12 protein-coding genes, 1 tRNA gene and 1 pseudogene are annotated in these 16,313 nt (G+C 39.5%); 2 read left to right on the top strand and 12 right to left on the bottom strand.

The genetic code is table 11. The annotated features are described in order from the left end of the window. The 4 genes from G3567_RS00005 to G3567_RS00020 form a co-directional block, all read right to left on the bottom strand. Nucleotides 1–1,946 (bottom strand): DNRLRE domain-containing protein (locus G3567_RS00005; RefSeq protein ID WP_164003131.1); only part of this gene is annotated, 1,946 nt, incomplete at its 3' end. 243 nt (nucleotides 1,947–2,189) lie between these two features. Continuing rightward, complete coding sequence (locus tag G3567_RS00010) at nucleotides 2,190–3,464, bottom strand: metal-dependent hydrolase family protein (protein ID WP_164003132.1); 1,275 nt, start codon at nucleotides 3,462–3,464, stop codon at nucleotides 2,190–2,192. A gap of 196 nt (nucleotides 3,465–3,660) precedes the next feature. Next, the gene (locus tag G3567_RS00015; protein ID WP_164003757.1) at nucleotides 3,661–4,107 is read right to left on the bottom strand and encodes a ferritin-like domain-containing protein; all 447 of its coding nucleotides are present in this window, start codon (nucleotides 4,105–4,107) and stop codon (nucleotides 3,661–3,663) included. 499 nt (nucleotides 4,108–4,606) lie between these two features. Next, nucleotides 4,607–5,026, bottom strand: a complete 420-nt coding sequence (locus G3567_RS00020; RefSeq protein ID WP_164003133.1) for a DUF2141 domain-containing protein — start codon at nucleotides 5,024–5,026, stop codon at nucleotides 4,607–4,609. 724 nt (nucleotides 5,027–5,750) lie between these two features. Between G3567_RS00020 and G3567_RS00025 the strand changes: the two genes are divergently transcribed. Beyond that, nucleotides 5,751–6,218 carry a hypothetical protein gene (locus tag G3567_RS00025; protein ID WP_164003134.1) on the top strand — a complete coding sequence of 156 codons (468 nt, stop codon included), beginning with the start codon at nucleotides 5,751–5,753 and terminating at the stop codon, nucleotides 6,216–6,218. 430 nt (nucleotides 6,219–6,648) lie between these two features. Here the strand turns inward: G3567_RS00025 and G3567_RS00030 are convergent, their stop codons facing one another. The 5 genes and pseudogenes from G3567_RS00030 to rseP all read right to left on the bottom strand — a co-directional run bounded on the left by G3567_RS00030 (nucleotide 6,649) and on the right by rseP (nucleotide 11,968). Then, nucleotides 6,649–8,877 carry a TonB-dependent receptor gene (locus tag G3567_RS00030; protein ID WP_164003135.1) on the bottom strand — a complete coding sequence of 743 codons (2,229 nt, stop codon included), beginning with the start codon at nucleotides 8,875–8,877 and terminating at the stop codon, nucleotides 6,649–6,651. Nucleotides 8,878–9,068: 191 nt separating this feature from the next. Further along, on the bottom strand, nucleotides 9,069–9,560 hold the full coding sequence (locus G3567_RS00035; RefSeq protein ID WP_164003136.1) for a hypothetical protein: 492 nt from the start codon (nucleotides 9,558–9,560) through the stop codon (nucleotides 9,069–9,071). Nucleotides 9,561–10,156: 596 nt separating this feature from the next. After that, nucleotides 10,157–10,339: pseudogene (locus tag G3567_RS13590) on the bottom strand (GIY-YIG nuclease family protein); the annotation flags it as partial. Nucleotides 10,340–10,435: 96 nt separating this feature from the next. Further along, nucleotides 10,436–10,509: transfer RNA gene (locus G3567_RS00045), tRNA-Asn, on the bottom strand. A 94-nt stretch (nucleotides 10,510–10,603) separates the two neighbouring features. Beyond that, on the bottom strand, nucleotides 10,604–11,968 hold the full coding sequence (rseP, locus tag G3567_RS00050; protein ID WP_164003137.1) for an RIP metalloprotease RseP: 1,365 nt from the start codon (nucleotides 11,966–11,968) through the stop codon (nucleotides 10,604–10,606). Nucleotides 11,969–12,117: 149 nt separating this feature from the next. Here rseP and G3567_RS00055 point away from each other — a divergent pair, with 149 nt between their 5' ends. Further along, nucleotides 12,118–12,798, top strand: coding sequence for an SCO family protein (locus G3567_RS00055; protein ID WP_164003138.1), 681 nt, complete (start codon nucleotides 12,118–12,120; stop codon nucleotides 12,796–12,798). Nucleotides 12,799–13,143: 345 nt separating this feature from the next. Here G3567_RS00055 and G3567_RS00060 read toward each other — a convergent pair whose 3' ends face one another. The 3 genes from G3567_RS00060 to G3567_RS00070 all read right to left on the bottom strand — a co-directional run bounded on the left by G3567_RS00060 (nucleotide 13,144) and on the right by G3567_RS00070 (nucleotide 16,238). Beyond that, on the bottom strand, nucleotides 13,144–14,058 hold the full coding sequence (locus G3567_RS00060) for a geranylgeranylglycerol-phosphate geranylgeranyltransferase (RefSeq protein WP_164003139.1): 915 nt from the start codon (nucleotides 14,056–14,058) through the stop codon (nucleotides 13,144–13,146). Nucleotides 14,059–14,073: 15 nt separating this feature from the next. Beyond that, entirely contained in the window at nucleotides 14,074–15,012 is a 939-nt protein-coding gene (locus G3567_RS00065) for a mevalonate kinase family protein (protein WP_164003140.1), read from the bottom strand. A gap of 158 nt (nucleotides 15,013–15,170) precedes the next feature. Beyond that, nucleotides 15,171–16,238, bottom strand: coding sequence for a diphosphomevalonate/mevalonate 3,5-bisphosphate decarboxylase family protein (locus G3567_RS00070; RefSeq protein ID WP_164003141.1), 1,068 nt, complete (start codon nucleotides 16,236–16,238; stop codon nucleotides 15,171–15,173). Between the last annotated feature and the right edge of the window lie 75 nt (nucleotides 16,239–16,313).

The raw sequence follows: 16,313 nt of genomic DNA on the forward strand, positions 1-16,313 counted from the left end.
CCGTTGAGAATTTCATCGGCATCCAAAATCCCGTCGTTGTCATCATCAAGATCTACACTATCAGCAAGGCCATCGCCATCAGTATCTACACAAATCATAGTGGTATTATCAATGACAGCACTATAACCCGTACCATTATATCCAGCACCAACAACCAAACCATCAGCGTCTACTGAAGGCGTCCCGTTGCCATAGACTCCATCATCAAAACCATCGGTCCCAACACTGTTATAATACTCATCAGCATCTGAACAGCCATCACCGTCGGAATCTAAATCCAGGTAGTCTGGAACGGTGTCAAGATCTGTATCTGTGGCTGTACAGGTTTGAAGTACAGAATTTCTTATCCATACCCGATGAATGGTACTTCGGCTTGGGTTGTTAGGGAAATCATCAACCTCCCAGCGCGACCCTCTTCCTCTAATACCCCAATGGTAATTCCCTGTTCTATAAAAGGGAAATTCAGTTAGTGCAAGGTCCCCCCTGTTAATGTCACCGTTATTGGTAGCCAAAGGAATATTAGCAGTATGACCCGTAAGAGCCGTGAAGTTGGCCGCTATAGTTGAAGATAGATTTCCTGTACCCGTTGCTGCATAAGACAAGCCCTGATCTGTTTTAAAATGTATAATTCTGCTATGACCACTGGTCTCGGCATAAAACCGCAACTCATCTGCACCCGTTAAATTTGCGGTTCTGGCATTGCCGGCATGACCCCATTTGGTTAGGTGTAAAGACTCATCATTACCCAGAACGGCACTGCTGGTTATGGGTAAATTTGCATTAGCAGGTATAACATTTAAATCAGGATTTGTACCCCCCTCATGAACATATTGTAAGATGAGCACCCAACCCCCTCCTTCTGAAGCGTCGATATCGGCCTGGAAAAGGCCACTCCCTAAATTGAAGTAATACCTCCCTGTCGGAAAATTATTTGCTAATGCTAAATCTGTAATGGGTTTATTTTCAGTTCCATTGACGCAGGCGCCTTCATCGGCATCAGAAATACCATCATTGTCGGCATCTAAGTCCTCACTATCCAAAACACCATCCCCGTCGGTATCTGTATCACAAATAATTTCATAATCTCCCAGGAGTTCTGTACAGGCTGTATTATTGGCATTTCTCATGGAAACGCTGTATGTACCCGGAGCCAAGCCGGTAAAATTGGGGCTGGTCTGCCAGGTGCCGCTATTTAGCCTGTACTCGAAATCATCGGCTCCGCTAGGATTTGTCACGTTAATCTCCCCTGTGTTTGTACTGCACAAAGGACGGACAACCTCAACAGCAGCAAACACACTGCAGGGCTCTTGGGTTACTTCCAGTCGTGGACGATTGCCTGCAGTTGCAGCATCATCAGAGTATATACTGAACCATGAATTTTGTGTAACCTGTGGAACCAAAATAAGCCCATAATTTGGATGAGTTCCATCTAACCATTCCTGTGCTAAAGTTGTAATGTCTATATTAAAAACTGTCCCCGCACCATTCGCATCGTTTCCTGTTGCAGAGCCATAGACAGTACCGGCATAATCTCCTCCAGGAGTTGTCCAGGCTTCGTTTCCTGTGGAGTTCCAGGTTAAGCCACCTACATTGTCAAAACAGCCAGACCCTTCAGTCCAGGCTTTGGTAACCCTATAAACATTGAAAGGTATATCTCCATTAGCTCCCTCATTCCCTTGAACCAATCTTAAATTAGCAGAAGTGATATTATAGTAGGTATCAAGAGAGCTTAAATCAAACTCGATAAAAGTGTTTTCTTGAAAAGTATCCCACGCATCAATATAGGTAAGATTACACCCTCCTTGATTATTATTTACTCCATCTTCATAATTGGATGTAACTTTTGTGGAAGTAATATTGGTTTGAGCATAAGCACCAAAACTATGCTGCAAAAGGAACAGCACTAGCAGAAATTCCAGCCTTTTTTTAATAAATTCTACGCGCATACCGAAATATCAAATCATAAATTATGATTAATATTTAAAATTAAGAATAGAAAAAATAAAGTGATTCGAATAATTGCTGTAGATTATTTTAGATTGCTAAAAAACAGAGGTTTACATAAAAAAAAACGCTCAAAAACCTGTTTTTTAACTTTTCAAGCTTTAAACGCTAAGCCTCAGAAAGAGAATACATTAGAATAAATCCTTATTTTACTGAGGGTGCTAAATAAGAAATAATTCAGAAGCTTAAGGCTTGACGACTTCACCGCCTTTCATGACAAAAATGACCTGGGTGAGGGTTGAAATATCCTGGATTGGATTTTTTTCAACAGCGATAATATCGGCAATTTTACCTGCTTCAATCGATCCGTATACGTCCTCTACCTTAAGCAATTGGGCGGGAACCACTGTTGCAGACTGTATCGCTTCCATAGGAGGCATACCCACTTCTACCATATACCCAAACTCTTTAGCGTTGTTTCCATGCTTAAACACGCCGGCATCGGTTCCAAACAAAATATTGACTCCTTTTTTATAGGCTTTTGCAAAGGTGTTTTGAATTTTAGGGCCAATCGCCTTGGCTTTAGGAACTACCAGTGCCGGATAATAGCCTTCGATTTCAGCTAACTCGGCAACGCTCTTCCCCGCCGTGATCGTAGGCACAAGGTAGGCATCGTGTTTTATCATCAGTTCCATGGTCTCGTCAGACATCAGTGTTCCATGTTCAATGGTCCTTATTCCTGCTTTGACGGCTCGCTGCATGCCTTCATCACCGTGCGCATGCGCAGCGGTGAGCATACCATAATCATTTGCTGTTTCTACAATAGCCCGTATTTCGTCCTCGAAAAACTGTGGATTTTGACCGCTCTTAGCGACACTCAACACGCCTCCGGTGGCGGTAATTTTAATCACATCCGAACCATTTTTGTATCGCTGTCTTACCGCTTCTCTGGCTTCGGCTGTTCCATTGATCACTCCTTCGGCAGGGCCAGGCGTACCCATCAAATCGGCCTTATATCCATTGGTAGGATCGGCATGACCTCCCGTTGTTGCGATAGATTTACCTGCAGAATAAATCCGCGGCCCCATCACTAAACCTTTATCAATCGCATCCCTTAAACTGGTGTTGACTCCGGTTCCTCCCAGATCTCTCACCGAGGTAAACCCCGCCAGCAAGGTAGTCTTGGCGTGAACTTGCGCTTCGTAAGCCACATCAGCCTCATTGAGTGTGAAGGGTTTGATGTAATTGTCTTTAGAGGTTTCAGATTCCAGATGCACATGCATATCGAACAGGCCCGGAAGAACTGTTGCATTTCTGAGATCTATTAATACTGCGTATTCCGGTAGGTCTGTAAAACCGTCTTTAACCTCAACAATACGATCGTTTTCTACAATGATGGTTTTTTTGGAGACCACCTCTCCTTTTTTAACATCCACCAAATTTCCACAGTAAATAAAGGTTTGCTGGGCTGAAAGCGTTAGTGTCCATACTAACAGGACAAGGGATAGTAATGATTTCATAGGGTTTTATATTTTGATTAAAAATAGGAAATTTTATGAATGAAAGGACTTGAGAAGCAGATATAAAAATTGACATGCTTTCTCTTGATTATTTATAAAACACATCCTGCAAAATCTGTTGAAGCAGAATCTTTTCAAAAAAAAGAGGTTACCTGATGTAACCTCTTTTTTATTTATTGAAAAAACTTTATTCTGCCTAGGCAAAATCTTTGATGGTTTTGACGTGGTCTAGAGCTGCCTGCAAACTGCTGCGGTGTTTTTCAAGTACTGTTCTGGTAGAGGCAGGAAGATCCACTTCTTTTAAAATTTCATTATAATCTTCAAGAGCCTTCTTTTCACCTCTGATGGCTTCTTTCAGCACCGCTTCATCACTATTGCTCGAAAAAGTAGATTTAAGGTTCATCCAGACGCGATGCGCATCGCCTTTGATACTTGTCCCCTTATCCGGCTTTTCACCAAAAGATCTGATTTCTTCTTTAATCTCATGTCCGAAATCGTATCTGTCGGTAGCGCGTTCCTTAAAGAAATTTTTAAGGTCGCTGTTTTTTACGTTGTCTTTGGCAGCTATGTAACCAGCCTCAGCATCGTAATTTTTCTCTAATAGTTCGTTGAGTTTATTGGACACTTTTTCTGTATACTTCATCATTTATATTTTAATTAGTTTATCCATAATATAAAACTGAAATGCCTTATTTCTTCAAGGATTAACAACTTTTAACCCTGGGATTAATAGTATTTTAGCGGATGTTAAAACGCTGTACGTTCAAATTATAGAGGCATGAAGGCTCTGACAAAGTAGTTTTTTAAAGATTTTAGGACCTTCAGCCTGTATCTGATATAAAAATGCCAGGGTAATCTTTTTTCTAACTCATCAGTCTGTTTTAAATATGAAAATCAAATTTTATTTCACACCAACCTGCCTGTGCGTAACTTCTCAGACAGGCTTATCAAAAAAATAGACTAAGCCAGGCAAATTTTTGATAATCATTTGTATAAAGATGTGTTTACTTCGGAAAAAGCTTAGCGGTCTTAGCGTGAAAAAACAGATGCAAAAGGCTGATGATAACTCATTTGTATCCAGTAGCTGACTATTGTTTGATACTGAATACATACACTTGTTTTAATACATTTAAAAAAAAACCTCAATTCATGTATTGAACGCTGATGGTTGAATTCTTATCCAATTTGAATTTACATTTAGAAAAATTTGGACGACCTAAGGAGGTCATGTTGGAAGCCCCCACAGGCTCTTGAGGAAATCCGAAAAAATTGGTATCCATCTCGGTATTTCCATTTAAATCCTGAAAGACTGAAACAGCATACTCCCCTTGATCCAAATTCTCAAAAGTGAATTCGGCCTGGGAACCAAAGTCTTTAATTTGTGCTGTTCTCACTGCTTTTTCTTCATCACTGGGATATCCGTCCGCTTTGTCATGCAGAGACATATAGATGATTCCTTTACTTTTCTCAATATCTTCAATAACGACCTTAAGATTGAATTTTTGAGCCGATCCTGAAAAACTTGTCATTAGCGCTATCATACTAATTAAAACTATTCGCATGCTTATTTTTTATAATTGAAGATAAGCAATTCGAGCCTAAACTAAGATGATAAAACATAAAATTTCACGAGCTTCTTAAATAATCCTTACCGAATGATTTTATGGATGACTGAGAATCCAATACTTAAGGCTTATCTCAGCCTGAACTTCATTTAAGATTAGACAAATCATGTCGGATTACGGTATGGTATAAAAACTTTAAGCGATAACTTTTTAATTTAGAGCCAACCAATTAACCTATTCCCTATGAAAATTCTATTCTTAATTCTTCTCGTCTACTTCTCAAAACTTACCACACATTTATCAGCGCCCACTTAGCTAAGATCTGCGCCTTTAAAAAAGTTTCAAATAAATTATATCGATTAAACTATAGATTTAAAAACGTTTAAGTTTCTTATTTACAGTCCGCTATTGAAAACATACAGACTCATATAAGCGATAGACACTCTTACTATGTCTATAGTGTATCGGAGCACAAAGCCTCAAAATAATAAAAATTCAAAGCTCAATTCATACATGAATATTCTAGAAAAGATTATCAGGGTATTGATTTATGCCTTTTTGGTATTATCTATATACTTAATTATACACAACTTATTTGTTTACGGAGTACCTGCCGACTAATAAGCTATCGCTTCAAGCATATGAATAACAGTCTACTACTTCCTCTCAAACTAAACACTTAACCTCATGAAGATTTAATAAAACCAAAAGACAAGCTGCTATGAAAAAAATCAAATTATTAATCCTGTTGTCAATTCTGACTCACGGAACACTTTATTCACAATGGGAAACAAAGTATCATGTTAACGATTTTGGAGATCAAACCTGCAAAACTTATGAGACTTTTGTAGTCACCGGCACATTTACAAATTCAGCAAATACAAATCGGGATGCTGCTTTTGCGTTTATCAAAGATGGAAAAAGCTTAATTATAAAAGTTTATGAATACGGTTCTAATTTAGCTACATCCTTAGACCATAGCTTTGAAGAGGTCAAAATAAAACTCCCCGGAGGCAAAATTCTAAAGCTTGACAGTGTCCCATTTACTAAACAGGGCAGCTTATGCTTTAAAGATCAAAATTTCACTGAGGCCATATCGGCCTTGTCAAATTCAGGCCCATATACGATAGTGTTTGACAGAACCACCGACTATTCAACTAGCAGTTATAAGGTAAAGTTTGATTTATAAAAACAGTCTCAGCAGGTTTTTAAATATCCACTTAACCTGCTTCGGAATCGAACAGGATATGACTATCGTCCATAAACAGAGCTGACTTCATTATACAGACCCTAAGGCTAAGAACGAGTGTAAGCCAGGAAGCCAAGGTTTGAAACCATTTCTATTTGCTCCCTTTCAACTCCGATAGTTATCGGGAGAGCGAACTTTCTCTATATTTATGAAGTAATTTTATGCGCATTTCAGGATAGGTTCTCAAGTTCTGAATATATATACTTTAGTTTGATCTTTTTAATATGTTTTTCTAAAGCTGGGCCTTGACTTTTGGTTTCACATTTAAGGTTTAAGTACAATTCCCGGTCTTTCGCTTTAGAAGTGAATTTAGGAGAGTTCTTTACCTAAGCTTCCCACTCCTGTGTTTATCTTTTTGAAGGTGCATTTTTTAAAATGTAACACTTAGCTTTCCTCTGATATAAAATGGAATGCCTGGTGTAAAATGTATTTCTTCGGAAGAAATCGATTCATTGGATAAACGACTTTCAGTTGCGAACTGGGTTTCATTCCATTCGGTATTTAGCAGATTCTCTACAATGATTCCAAAAGACCAATTCTTCCGATTGTAATTAATATTCAAATCGGTAACAAAATAGCCCTCTGCCACAATAGAGTTGTCTTCATTAGCAGGCCTGTCACTGACAAAGCGATAAGTGAGCCCGCCGGAATAATTTCCTAAGCCATTGACGATAATCCCTCCAGAGGAAGTAAGGTCGGGTGCCAATGGAATAAAGTCTTGCCCGTCGGGTTGCTCCAGGCTTCTGGCATAGGTATAGTTGATATCGCTATATAAATATAACCAATCCCATGCCTGGTAGCGCGCCCCCAACTCTAAACCGAGTCGGTTGGTTTTCCCGCTTGGTTCAACGATTCCTGCATCCCCAACATACACGAATTCCTGCTCCAGAAACAAACTCCAGAGGCTTGCATTTAGGGCTAACTTATCTGTCGGTTTTATAATAGTCCCTAAGTCCACTCCATAAGCTGCAGGAAGTATGGACTTTCCCTTATTGGCGACTACAACTCTGGCATCATTAGAGTGAAATCCGATTCCCGATTTAAGAAAAAGCTTCCAGTTTCCATTTACCGAGTAGATTGTATTCAACTTCGGACTAAATGCAAATTTTGATTCACTTTGATTATCATAGGTTTCGCTTAGCTTGTTTAAATAATCGAATTTAAAATAATCCAGTCTGAGTGCCGGATTGAGGGTCCATTTCCCCTTTTTAAGTTGGGTGTTTAAAAAAGCATAGGCATTTACCTCGTCTACATCCCCTAATGAAATTTGATCTAGGGTCGTTTTTCGGTTTAATGTACTTGACAACTCTACATCGTCTACATCATCATAGCGAAACCCGATCCCGGAAGCATAGTCGAACTCGATGTCGTTTCCTAGATCAATATTCTTTTTTTCAAAAACACTTTCAGCACCAACTAGGACACGATTTTCCTTTTGTCGTATTTGGTCACCATTTACAGGATCTTCCAGAAAAAAAGTGAAGTTGGAATAGAGTTCAAAATTATATTGAGAGATAAAAGCCTTTGATTTTACTACACTATTGTCATCCATCCTTTTTTTGTGATTGAAAAGAAGGTTGGATCTGCTTGTTTTACCCCCTTCTGTATCGTCAATTGCTCCAAACCTTCCAATTAAACCCCGGTCAATGGCACGCTGCGGCACCTGCCCCGAGGCATCCCATTTGCTTTGGAAATGTGAGGTGGTAACTGTTAATTCCTGATTCCCCCTTAAATTGTAATGATACCTTCCCATCATATTTATACGGTTGAAATTTTGAGGAGAGTCAAATGGACCATCAGATAGAGAAAATTCGGAGGCTACATAAGCAGTATTAGTATCGGATTCCAGGAGCTTAAACATACCTACAAATCTTTTGGTATTGAACTGCCCTGCCTCCACGGAGATCAGATTTTTATTTAGGCTTTTTTTTAGTTGAAGGTCAATATAACCTGCAGTATTGAAATTTCCTTTATCCGAATAATAGGGGCCTTTCCCAAAATCGAGGTTTTTAATGGTTTCAGGGATAACAAAATGCAAATCTGCATAACCTTGTCCATGGGCGTGTGAAACCATATTTACAGGCATTCCCTCTACGCTTATAGCCACATCGGTTCCATGATCTACATCAAAACCACGCAGGAAGATCTGTTCTGCTTTTCCACCACCCGCATGCTGCCCAATGATCAAACCCGGCACCTTCCGGAGTATTTCCTGTGATGATTTCACGGGATTGATTTGTGTATCAACAGCTACCAATTGGCTGAGCGCATTTACTTCAGATACTAAAATTATTTGTTCCAGAGATATACTCAACTCTTGCATCTCTGTTACTATTTTTTTGTTCAAATTATCAGGAGTGATTATTAAAAGTTTGGTTTTATATCCCAGGCTTGAAAAATAGATGGAGTCTTCTGCTGATGTTTTAGGCAAAGAAAAGGAACCCGTGGCATCAGTTCGACAATATTTTCCCGTTACCTTATTAAAAACAGCTACATATTCCAAAGGCTCATCACTTGAATTGGTTACTGTGCCTTCCAGACTCTGGGCAAGAATAGCCGTTGTAAAAAGCATTAAAAATGCTGTAAAATAATAGTTCATAGTTAAAGATTTCATGGGTTAGCATTCCCCCTTTTTAAGAGAAGCTGATATATTTATTTTTGAGATTTGAACATATCCATGGATATCCAAGTTGGATGTAAGCTTAGAAAAATTTTAAAACTGACATAGGTGAGTCAAATCCATCTTGAATTCATCGGCTGCATACGTCAGCCTAAATAAAATGATATGTCTTAGGTGAAATTGCTCTGGGGAGGTGGGATTGTAATATCAGGCTCATGGCCTTTTGTGAAGAAAAAGTAATCACGCATTTTTTTGTCGTTGTAGACTAAGGCCCATGGCGAAAAATGGATAGTATGATAGAGAATATGTTTATCTATTTTATTTTCAAAAATTTGTTTTTCCTTACCATCTTTTGAAGAATCATAATTAAAAATCAAATTGAAGAGTGAAATTACACCGTGTGTGTGATCATCGATTTCTTCCTTGTGATGATCCTCGGCCTCTGCTAAAGGATTCAAAACTAAAAAATCATGATCCTCTGAATGATGGATTTTCTTTTCATTAGATTTTTCAGCATGGTGATCTTCAATAACAAATTGATGTGATAGTTTATGAAGAAGACTGTTGAATTCTGAACATAACGGAGAAAACAGGTATAATAGAGACATTACAACCAACAGGTTGCGAATAAAAAATGATGGTTTATAATGTGCTGTCCTCAAGTATTAGTTTGAATTAAATAAAATTTAGTACTTTAGAATATCTACGTAATAAAAGTCCAAGAGGTTTTGGAATGCTGAAAATGATAGTGATGTGTATGTGTTTTTCCGCTCAATAGTATTTATAATACGTTATATAGCTTGAGGGTATAGAGGACAGTTTTCGGAAGTTCTTTTGTCTTGCTTTGATTCAATTTTATGAGATGCTGATGAATTACATCTTAGACTTAGCTATTTCTTAATTTGTCTGAGGAAGTAATTAAATAGAATTGGGGAAAACCAAAGAGCCTCTCCTATCAATTGTATAGCTTCATTATAGAACGATTCTAACCTGTTTTATAAACAGGAGCACCAATATTGGACGCAAATGAAAGTTTTTAAAAGACAGTTTAGGGACGTTTAAAATGTAGAATTTTTCCTGTATGGACTCACTACACTATTTGCATAAACACAAGATTTAGTCTTGATCCCTTTATTCTCCCCCCTCAACCCCGATAGTTATCGTTAGAGCGAACTTTGGACCCTCTGATTAGTCCCGTAGTTACGGAATAACCAACTGAGCCAGTTTCCCCTTAGGTGCAAAATCCGGGTCTTTAAGCTTAATCCGTAAGCCTCTGCTTTTTTTGCCTCTTGATGGATTTTTCAACTGCTTCTGCTTCAGCTTGGGATGAACCCCTTTCAAAGACCGCAGTCAATACCCAAGGCCTGTATTTGGATGTGAACTTATTAAAAGGTGAAGAATTATGTTTGTTCAAACGCTTCCAGGGATCTTGAGATGACCCGCTGTAGTACTTGTCAAAACGTTTTTAATAAAGGATGTAGACGTAAAACATAATCAAAACAAAAAAGCCCGATACTTTCGTATCAGGCTTTGTTTGCTCCCCTTCAAAGACTCGAACTTTGGACCCTCTGATTAACAGTCAGATGCTCTAACCAACTGAGCTAAAGGGGAATTTATAGGTTGTAAAGAACTCTCGTGTTTTGCGGTTGCAAATATAAACCAATATTTAGTTTCACAAAATATTTTCTTGAAAAAATATTAATTTTTAATCGCCCGTCAGCCAGCGGTAAACATCATTCCCATTAGCAAACAGCACCAAGGCTATAAGTATAAAGAAACCAATCATTTGGGCATATTCCATCACTTTTTCGTTAGGCTTACGACCGGAAATCATCTCGTAAAGCAGGAACATCACATGCCCTCCGTCCAGGGCCGGAATAGGTAGAATATTCATAAAAGCAAGAATGATAGAAATAAAGGCGGTTGTTGTCCAGAAGGCTTTCCAGTCCCAGGCCTCAGGAAACAAACCTCCTATAGCGCCAAAGCCCCCAACCTGCGAGGCTCCTTTTTTGGTAAACACGTATTTGAACTGAGCCGCGTAATCGTGGAGCGTCCAGTAGGCAAAATCAAATCCTGCCCCTATGCTCTCTCCGAAACTGTAGTCTCTGGTCAAAATATCATCAGCCGAAATAGCTGAAGTGAACACGCCAATATTACCCTCTTCATTTGTTGTGATATCTACCTTGCCAAAACCTTCTCCGTTGAGCTCTTTATCAAGACCCGGGTTAGCTTCTGCCGTAGAATCATAAGTTAAAGAGATGGTCTCTCCCTGGCTAGCCTCTACCTTCTGTCTGAATTCGTGCCAGTAGTTCACCTTTTCACCATTGACCGAGGTGATTAAATCTCCTTGTTTTAATCCGGCTTTGGCGGCCGGGGAATCTGCCAGCACGCTGTCGATTATCGGTTGTTTCACCGGGGAAAAGGGCTGCAGAATTCCCGACTGAAACAATTGCTGACCGATATCTTCGGGCAGGGAAATCGTTTCTTTAGTTCCGGTAGGATGCTGTACTTCTACGGTATTGACATTTCTCAGTAAAAGGTATTTATTGATATCGATCTGGCTTTGTAAAGGTTCACCATCAACACTCAAAATTTTATCGCCGTCCATAAAACCATAATCCTTCATCACCTCAGCGGTCTCTAGACCGTCATCAAATACCTCTGGAGATAAATAATTCTCCCCATATACAAAAAGCACCATCATGTAAATCAGGAAACCAAGCACAACATTCACGGTCACCCCACCAAGCATAATGATAAGCCTCTGCCAGGCCGGTTTGCTTCTAAACTCCCAGGGCTCAGGAGGTTTGGACATCTGTTCCCGGTCCATACTCTCATCGATCATGCCCGAAATTTTGACATAGCCCCCAAGGGGCAACCAGCCAATACCGTAGACAGTATCTCCTATTTTCTTTTTGAAAAGTGAAAACTTAACATCAAAAAACAAGTAGAATTTTTCAACCCGGGTATTGAAAAGTTTGGCCGGTATGAAGTGACCAAGCTCGTGTAACACAATAAGTATAGACAAACTCAAAAGGAGCTGAAGAGCTTTTATAAAAAATGGATCCATTAATCTGTAATTTTCAATCGCAAAAGTAATCTTTTATCGGTGCATAAAAAATTTTTCATGAGCAACTGCCCAGACTTAACAAATAATTGTAACCCATGACACAACACCGCATCTGCATTCGGCTTATTTTTGCAGTATAACAATTCAAAATGCTCAGGTTTTTCGCTAAATATAAATTTTTCTTCGTCGTGATGCTCATCCTCTCGGCCATCATCATCACGCTTATCTACAGGCAGTTAAAACCCACGCCCCAGCTCCCCGTTTATCAACCCAGCATGGTTACAGCTGAACTCGTGGATACCACCGTTCAATACATTAGAAAATACCACAAAGTGGATGATTTTAAGCTGGTGAATCAGAATGGCGACACGATTACCCAAAAGGATTACGAGGATAAAATCTACGTGGCCGATTTCTTTTTTACCACCTGTCAGAGCATTTGCATAGACATGGCCAAAAGCATGCAGACCCTGCAAACCGAATTTAAAAATGACGAGGAGGTGAAGTTGCTGTCCCACTCGGTCACACCAAACATAGACGACGTTCCTCAGCTCAAATCCTATGCTTTGGAAAAAGGAGTCATCGACAGCAAATGGAACCTGGTCACGGGCGACAAACAGCAGATTTATAACCTGGCTCGTAAAGAGTACCTGGCTTCCAAATCTGAAGGTGACGGCGGTCCTTATGATCTCATCCATACCGAAAATTTTGTGCTGGTAGACAAGGAAAAACGCATCCGGGGCTTCTACGATGGTACCAATCCCCAGGAAATCGAAGACCTGATCAGGGATATTGACATCCTAAAGCTTGAGTACCTCCCGGAAGAATAATATTTTTCTATTTTGACCTGCCTATCCTAGATAAACAGGCAGGAATTGCCACTAAAAAATTAGTGGGTTGACGGCTTTGAGCTTTTAGGGCTTAGCATTAACTAAAAGTGAACACCTGTTGTCGAGAAAGATTCACTCCTAAACTGGAGATCTCTGACAGGACGTAAAAAAAATAAAAGTTCACACCTAAACTAGATATCGTAAGGCTTAAAGCTAATGTATGTAAATCTCCCAGCGTTCCTTGGAAGGCTGGATAAGAATAACTCTTAAAAGCACCTCATTTTTATTTAAAAGTAAAACTGTTCATTTTGGGGTATTTCAAATTACCCCTCCCCTCGGGGGAGGTTAGGAGTGGAAATAAAACAGCCTTTTAATCACCGCTTCCAAATCGATGAGCATGATACTAAACACGCCCAGGATAAGAATAAATTTGAGGAGGTTGTGCAGGAGGAGGTAGTGGATTTTTTGCCTGGAACTCCAGAGTTGAAACAGAAATATAAGGAGTAAAACAACACAGAGGAGAAAGTAATAATCCATATAGCCTGAGTCGAAATAAAGCACTAAAATAAGAGCTGGAATGATGGTGGAAATGACCAGAACTGAGATGAGTCGCTTGGTGAATTTGACGCTGTACTTAACAGGTATCGTTGAATAATCTAAAGTAAAATCGCCTTTGAGGTTTTCGAGATCTTTGACGAGCTCCCGTATAAGAATGATGAAGAATAAGAAAATGGCATGCACAAAAATAACCGCTTCAAAATTTCTGTAATAGACGAAAATGATGAAAAAAGGCAAGATGGCCACCAGGCCGGCCGTAAGGGTTCCCAGAAAAGGATAGCGCTTCAACTTATGAGAATACAGCCACAGCACAAAAATGTAAAAGGAAAAGAATAAGACGGCTTTAAAACTCACATAACTGGCAATGATGACGCTCAAGAAATTGAGCGTAAAATAGACACCCAGTTTGGTCTTTTGACTGACGTAATTATCCAGCAAAGTTTTTTGAGGCCTGTTGATCAGGTCTTTTTCAGAATCGTAGAAGTTATTGATAAGGTAGCCCGAAGCAATGGCCAGTGCTGTAGAAAGGATAATTAAAAAAAGATTGGGATCCAAAACCACTTGCCGCACGGGCAAAGGATGAGCCATAATAAAAATAGAAGCTAAATATTGCGCAATTACAATGACCAAAATATTGTAACCGCGTATCACGGAGAACAAACTCAAAAATTTGAGCCAAAGGCGTTTGTTCTCTCGGGACATGACTTAGTTTTTTTTTTAAAACGTGTAAACCACTTCCAATTTATGATCTTTCAAAGCTGCTTTGGCCTTTTCAAAATCCTGGGTAAAGCCTAAGATATAGCCTCCACCTCCAGAGCCACAAAGTTTGAGATAGTAATCGTTGGTTTCAATTCCTTTTCTCCACAGTTCGTGAAACTGCTTGGGAATCATAGGCTTAAAATTATCCAGAACCACGTTGGATAAATGCTTGATATTTCCAAAAAGCGTTTTGAAATCTCCTTCCAAAAAGTTCTCTACGCAGGCATCTGTATGTTTTACAAACTTGTCTTTGATGATATTCCTGAAGCCTTCCTGCTTCATATTATCCATAAAAATCTGAACCATCGGTGCTGTTTCACCTACTATGCCACTGTCCAGTAAAAAGACAGCTCCGTTACCGTTTTGAATTTGAGAAGGCAGGCCAGCCGGCTCTATATTATTTTTGGAATTGATAAGAATTGGTAAGCTTAAATAACTATTCAGTGGATCTAAACCGGAAGATTTACCGTGAAAGAAAGACTCCATTTTAGAAAAAATGGTTTTTAGCTTGAGAAGTTTATCCTTGGACAGATTCTCTAAAACCGTAATTCTATCGAAAGCATACTTATCGTAAATCGCCGCGACCAGGGCACCGCTACTTCCTACACCATAGCCTTGCGGAATACTGCTGTCGAAATACATGCCCTTGTCAAGATCTGCATTCAGAGAGTCCAGATCGAAACGCACCGGAGTACGCTTTTCTGTGTTGAGTTTGCCTAAATAAGAAGAAAATCGCTTTAATTCTGAATTGGATTTGACAGCCTTTTCATCGGGTTGTTCATCCACTTTCAAAGCTCCGTTGTAGAAATTGTAAGGAATAGATAAACCTTTGGAATCTTTGATGATACCGTATTCTCCAAACAATAAAATCTTTGAATAAAAAAGAGGTCCTTTCATAAGCCTTAATTTAGGATAAAATTAATCAACTATGCAAATATTACTGATTATTAGGAGATAAACCATCACTTTTAAGAAAAGATATCAGTCCACACATAAAACTTTGACGAAAATAAAGCATTTTGTTTGATTTTTATACGAGAATTTAAAACAAAAAATTAAAATTGAATCTGGTCATGAATCGCTTTTTTCCCCTGACAAAACTGAAGCAGATGTTCCTCGATAAAGACCCTCACTTTGGTTTCTGAAGCCTGTGGATATAAAATATGCACATTGGCTCCGGCATCCAGCGTAAAGCCGACCGGCACCTTTTCAGAGGCTCTGAACTTCCACAGCTTATGGATAACCTCCAACGTCTGGGGCTGCATCAGGATAAAGTAAGGCGAACTGGTCATCATCATGGCATGCAGGGACAAAGCTTCGGACTCCACTAGGGCAAAAAACGCTTCATAGTTTCCTGAAGCCAGGATGGGTTTCAGTTTGGTGATATTTTTATCAGCCTGCTGAAAGCGCTGTTCGGCAAAGGGGTGACCATGCATCAAATTATGGCCCACACTACTGCTCACTTGCTTTTGACCTTCATCAATCAGCAAAATAGAATCTCTGAAATTTCTGAAATTGTGATGAACCTCATCGGGATAATCGATGCCATAAAAGCCTGAACTGCCCTGGATGTCCTTATGTTTTCCCCAGACCACAAGCTTACCTCCGGTACTTCTGCAGGCGCTACCCGACCCCAGTCTTGCTAAAAAAGAGGCTTTCTGAGCTTGTAATTCAGCGGTCATAGCTGGCTTAACGGAAGCCTCCATAGCTACAAAGCACTTGGCCAGCGCGGCCATTCCGCTGGCAGATGAAGCTATACCGCTGCTGTGCGGAAAAGTATTCCGGGTATGGATTTCAAACTGAAAAGACTTCAAAAATGGAGTGTAAACTTCAATTCGCCTTAGAAAGGTTTCGATTTTAGATTTAAAAGAAGGCTTGGGTTCCTTGTCTAAGAACACTTCAAAATGAAACTGATCCACAGCTTCGATACGTTTTTTTAAAATGACCTCGGTGTACGTCTTGCACTGCTCTAAGGTGAAACTAATGGAGGTATTTTTGGGCAGCTGTTCCCCGTATTTTCCCCAGTATTTCACCAGGGCAATATTGCTTGGCGCTTCAGATGTATAGGTATTGAGGTCTGGTAAAAGCTGTGGCGTTTGGTATGTAAAATCGTTTGGATTCATTGTGCTCTTGATTTTCAACAAATATAAGGAAAGCCAAATGTTCTGCTATGGATTGTAGATATTGAAAAATATTAA

Source organism: Psychroflexus aurantiacus, assembly GCF_010820555.1.
In the GTDB taxonomy this organism is placed as follows: domain Bacteria; phylum Bacteroidota; class Bacteroidia; order Flavobacteriales; family Flavobacteriaceae; genus Psychroflexus; species Psychroflexus aurantiacus.

Bases quoted from the DNA above. Each gene is read 5' to 3' on its own strand.
- G3567_RS00010 (WP_164003132.1), bottom strand. From the start codon at position 3,464: ATGAAATCATTACTATCCCTTGTCCTGTTAGTATGGACACTAACGCTT.
- G3567_RS00015 (WP_164003757.1), bottom strand. From the start codon at position 4,107: ATGAAGTATACAGAAAAAGTGTCCAATAAACTCAACGAACTATTAGAG.
- G3567_RS00020 (WP_164003133.1), bottom strand. From the start codon at position 5,026: ATGCGAATAGTTTTAATTAGTATGATAGCGCTAATGACAAGTTTTTCA.
- G3567_RS00025 (WP_164003134.1), top strand. From the start codon at position 5,751: ATGAAAAAAATCAAATTATTAATCCTGTTGTCAATTCTGACTCACGGA.
- G3567_RS00030 (WP_164003135.1), bottom strand. From the start codon at position 8,877: ATGAACTATTATTTTACAGCATTTTTAATGCTTTTTACAACGGCTATT.
- rseP (WP_164003137.1), bottom strand. From the start codon at position 11,968: ATGGATCCATTTTTTATAAAAGCTCTTCAGCTCCTTTTGAGTTTGTCT.
- G3567_RS00055 (WP_164003138.1), top strand. From the start codon at position 12,118: ATGCTCAGGTTTTTCGCTAAATATAAATTTTTCTTCGTCGTGATGCTC.
- G3567_RS00060 (WP_164003139.1), bottom strand. From the start codon at position 14,058: ATGTCCCGAGAGAACAAACGCCTTTGGCTCAAATTTTTGAGTTTGTTC.
- G3567_RS00065 (WP_164003140.1), bottom strand. From the start codon at position 15,012: ATGAAAGGACCTCTTTTTTATTCAAAGATTTTATTGTTTGGAGAATAC.
- G3567_RS00070 (WP_164003141.1), bottom strand. From the start codon at position 16,238: ATGAATCCAAACGATTTTACATACCAAACGCCACAGCTTTTACCAGAC.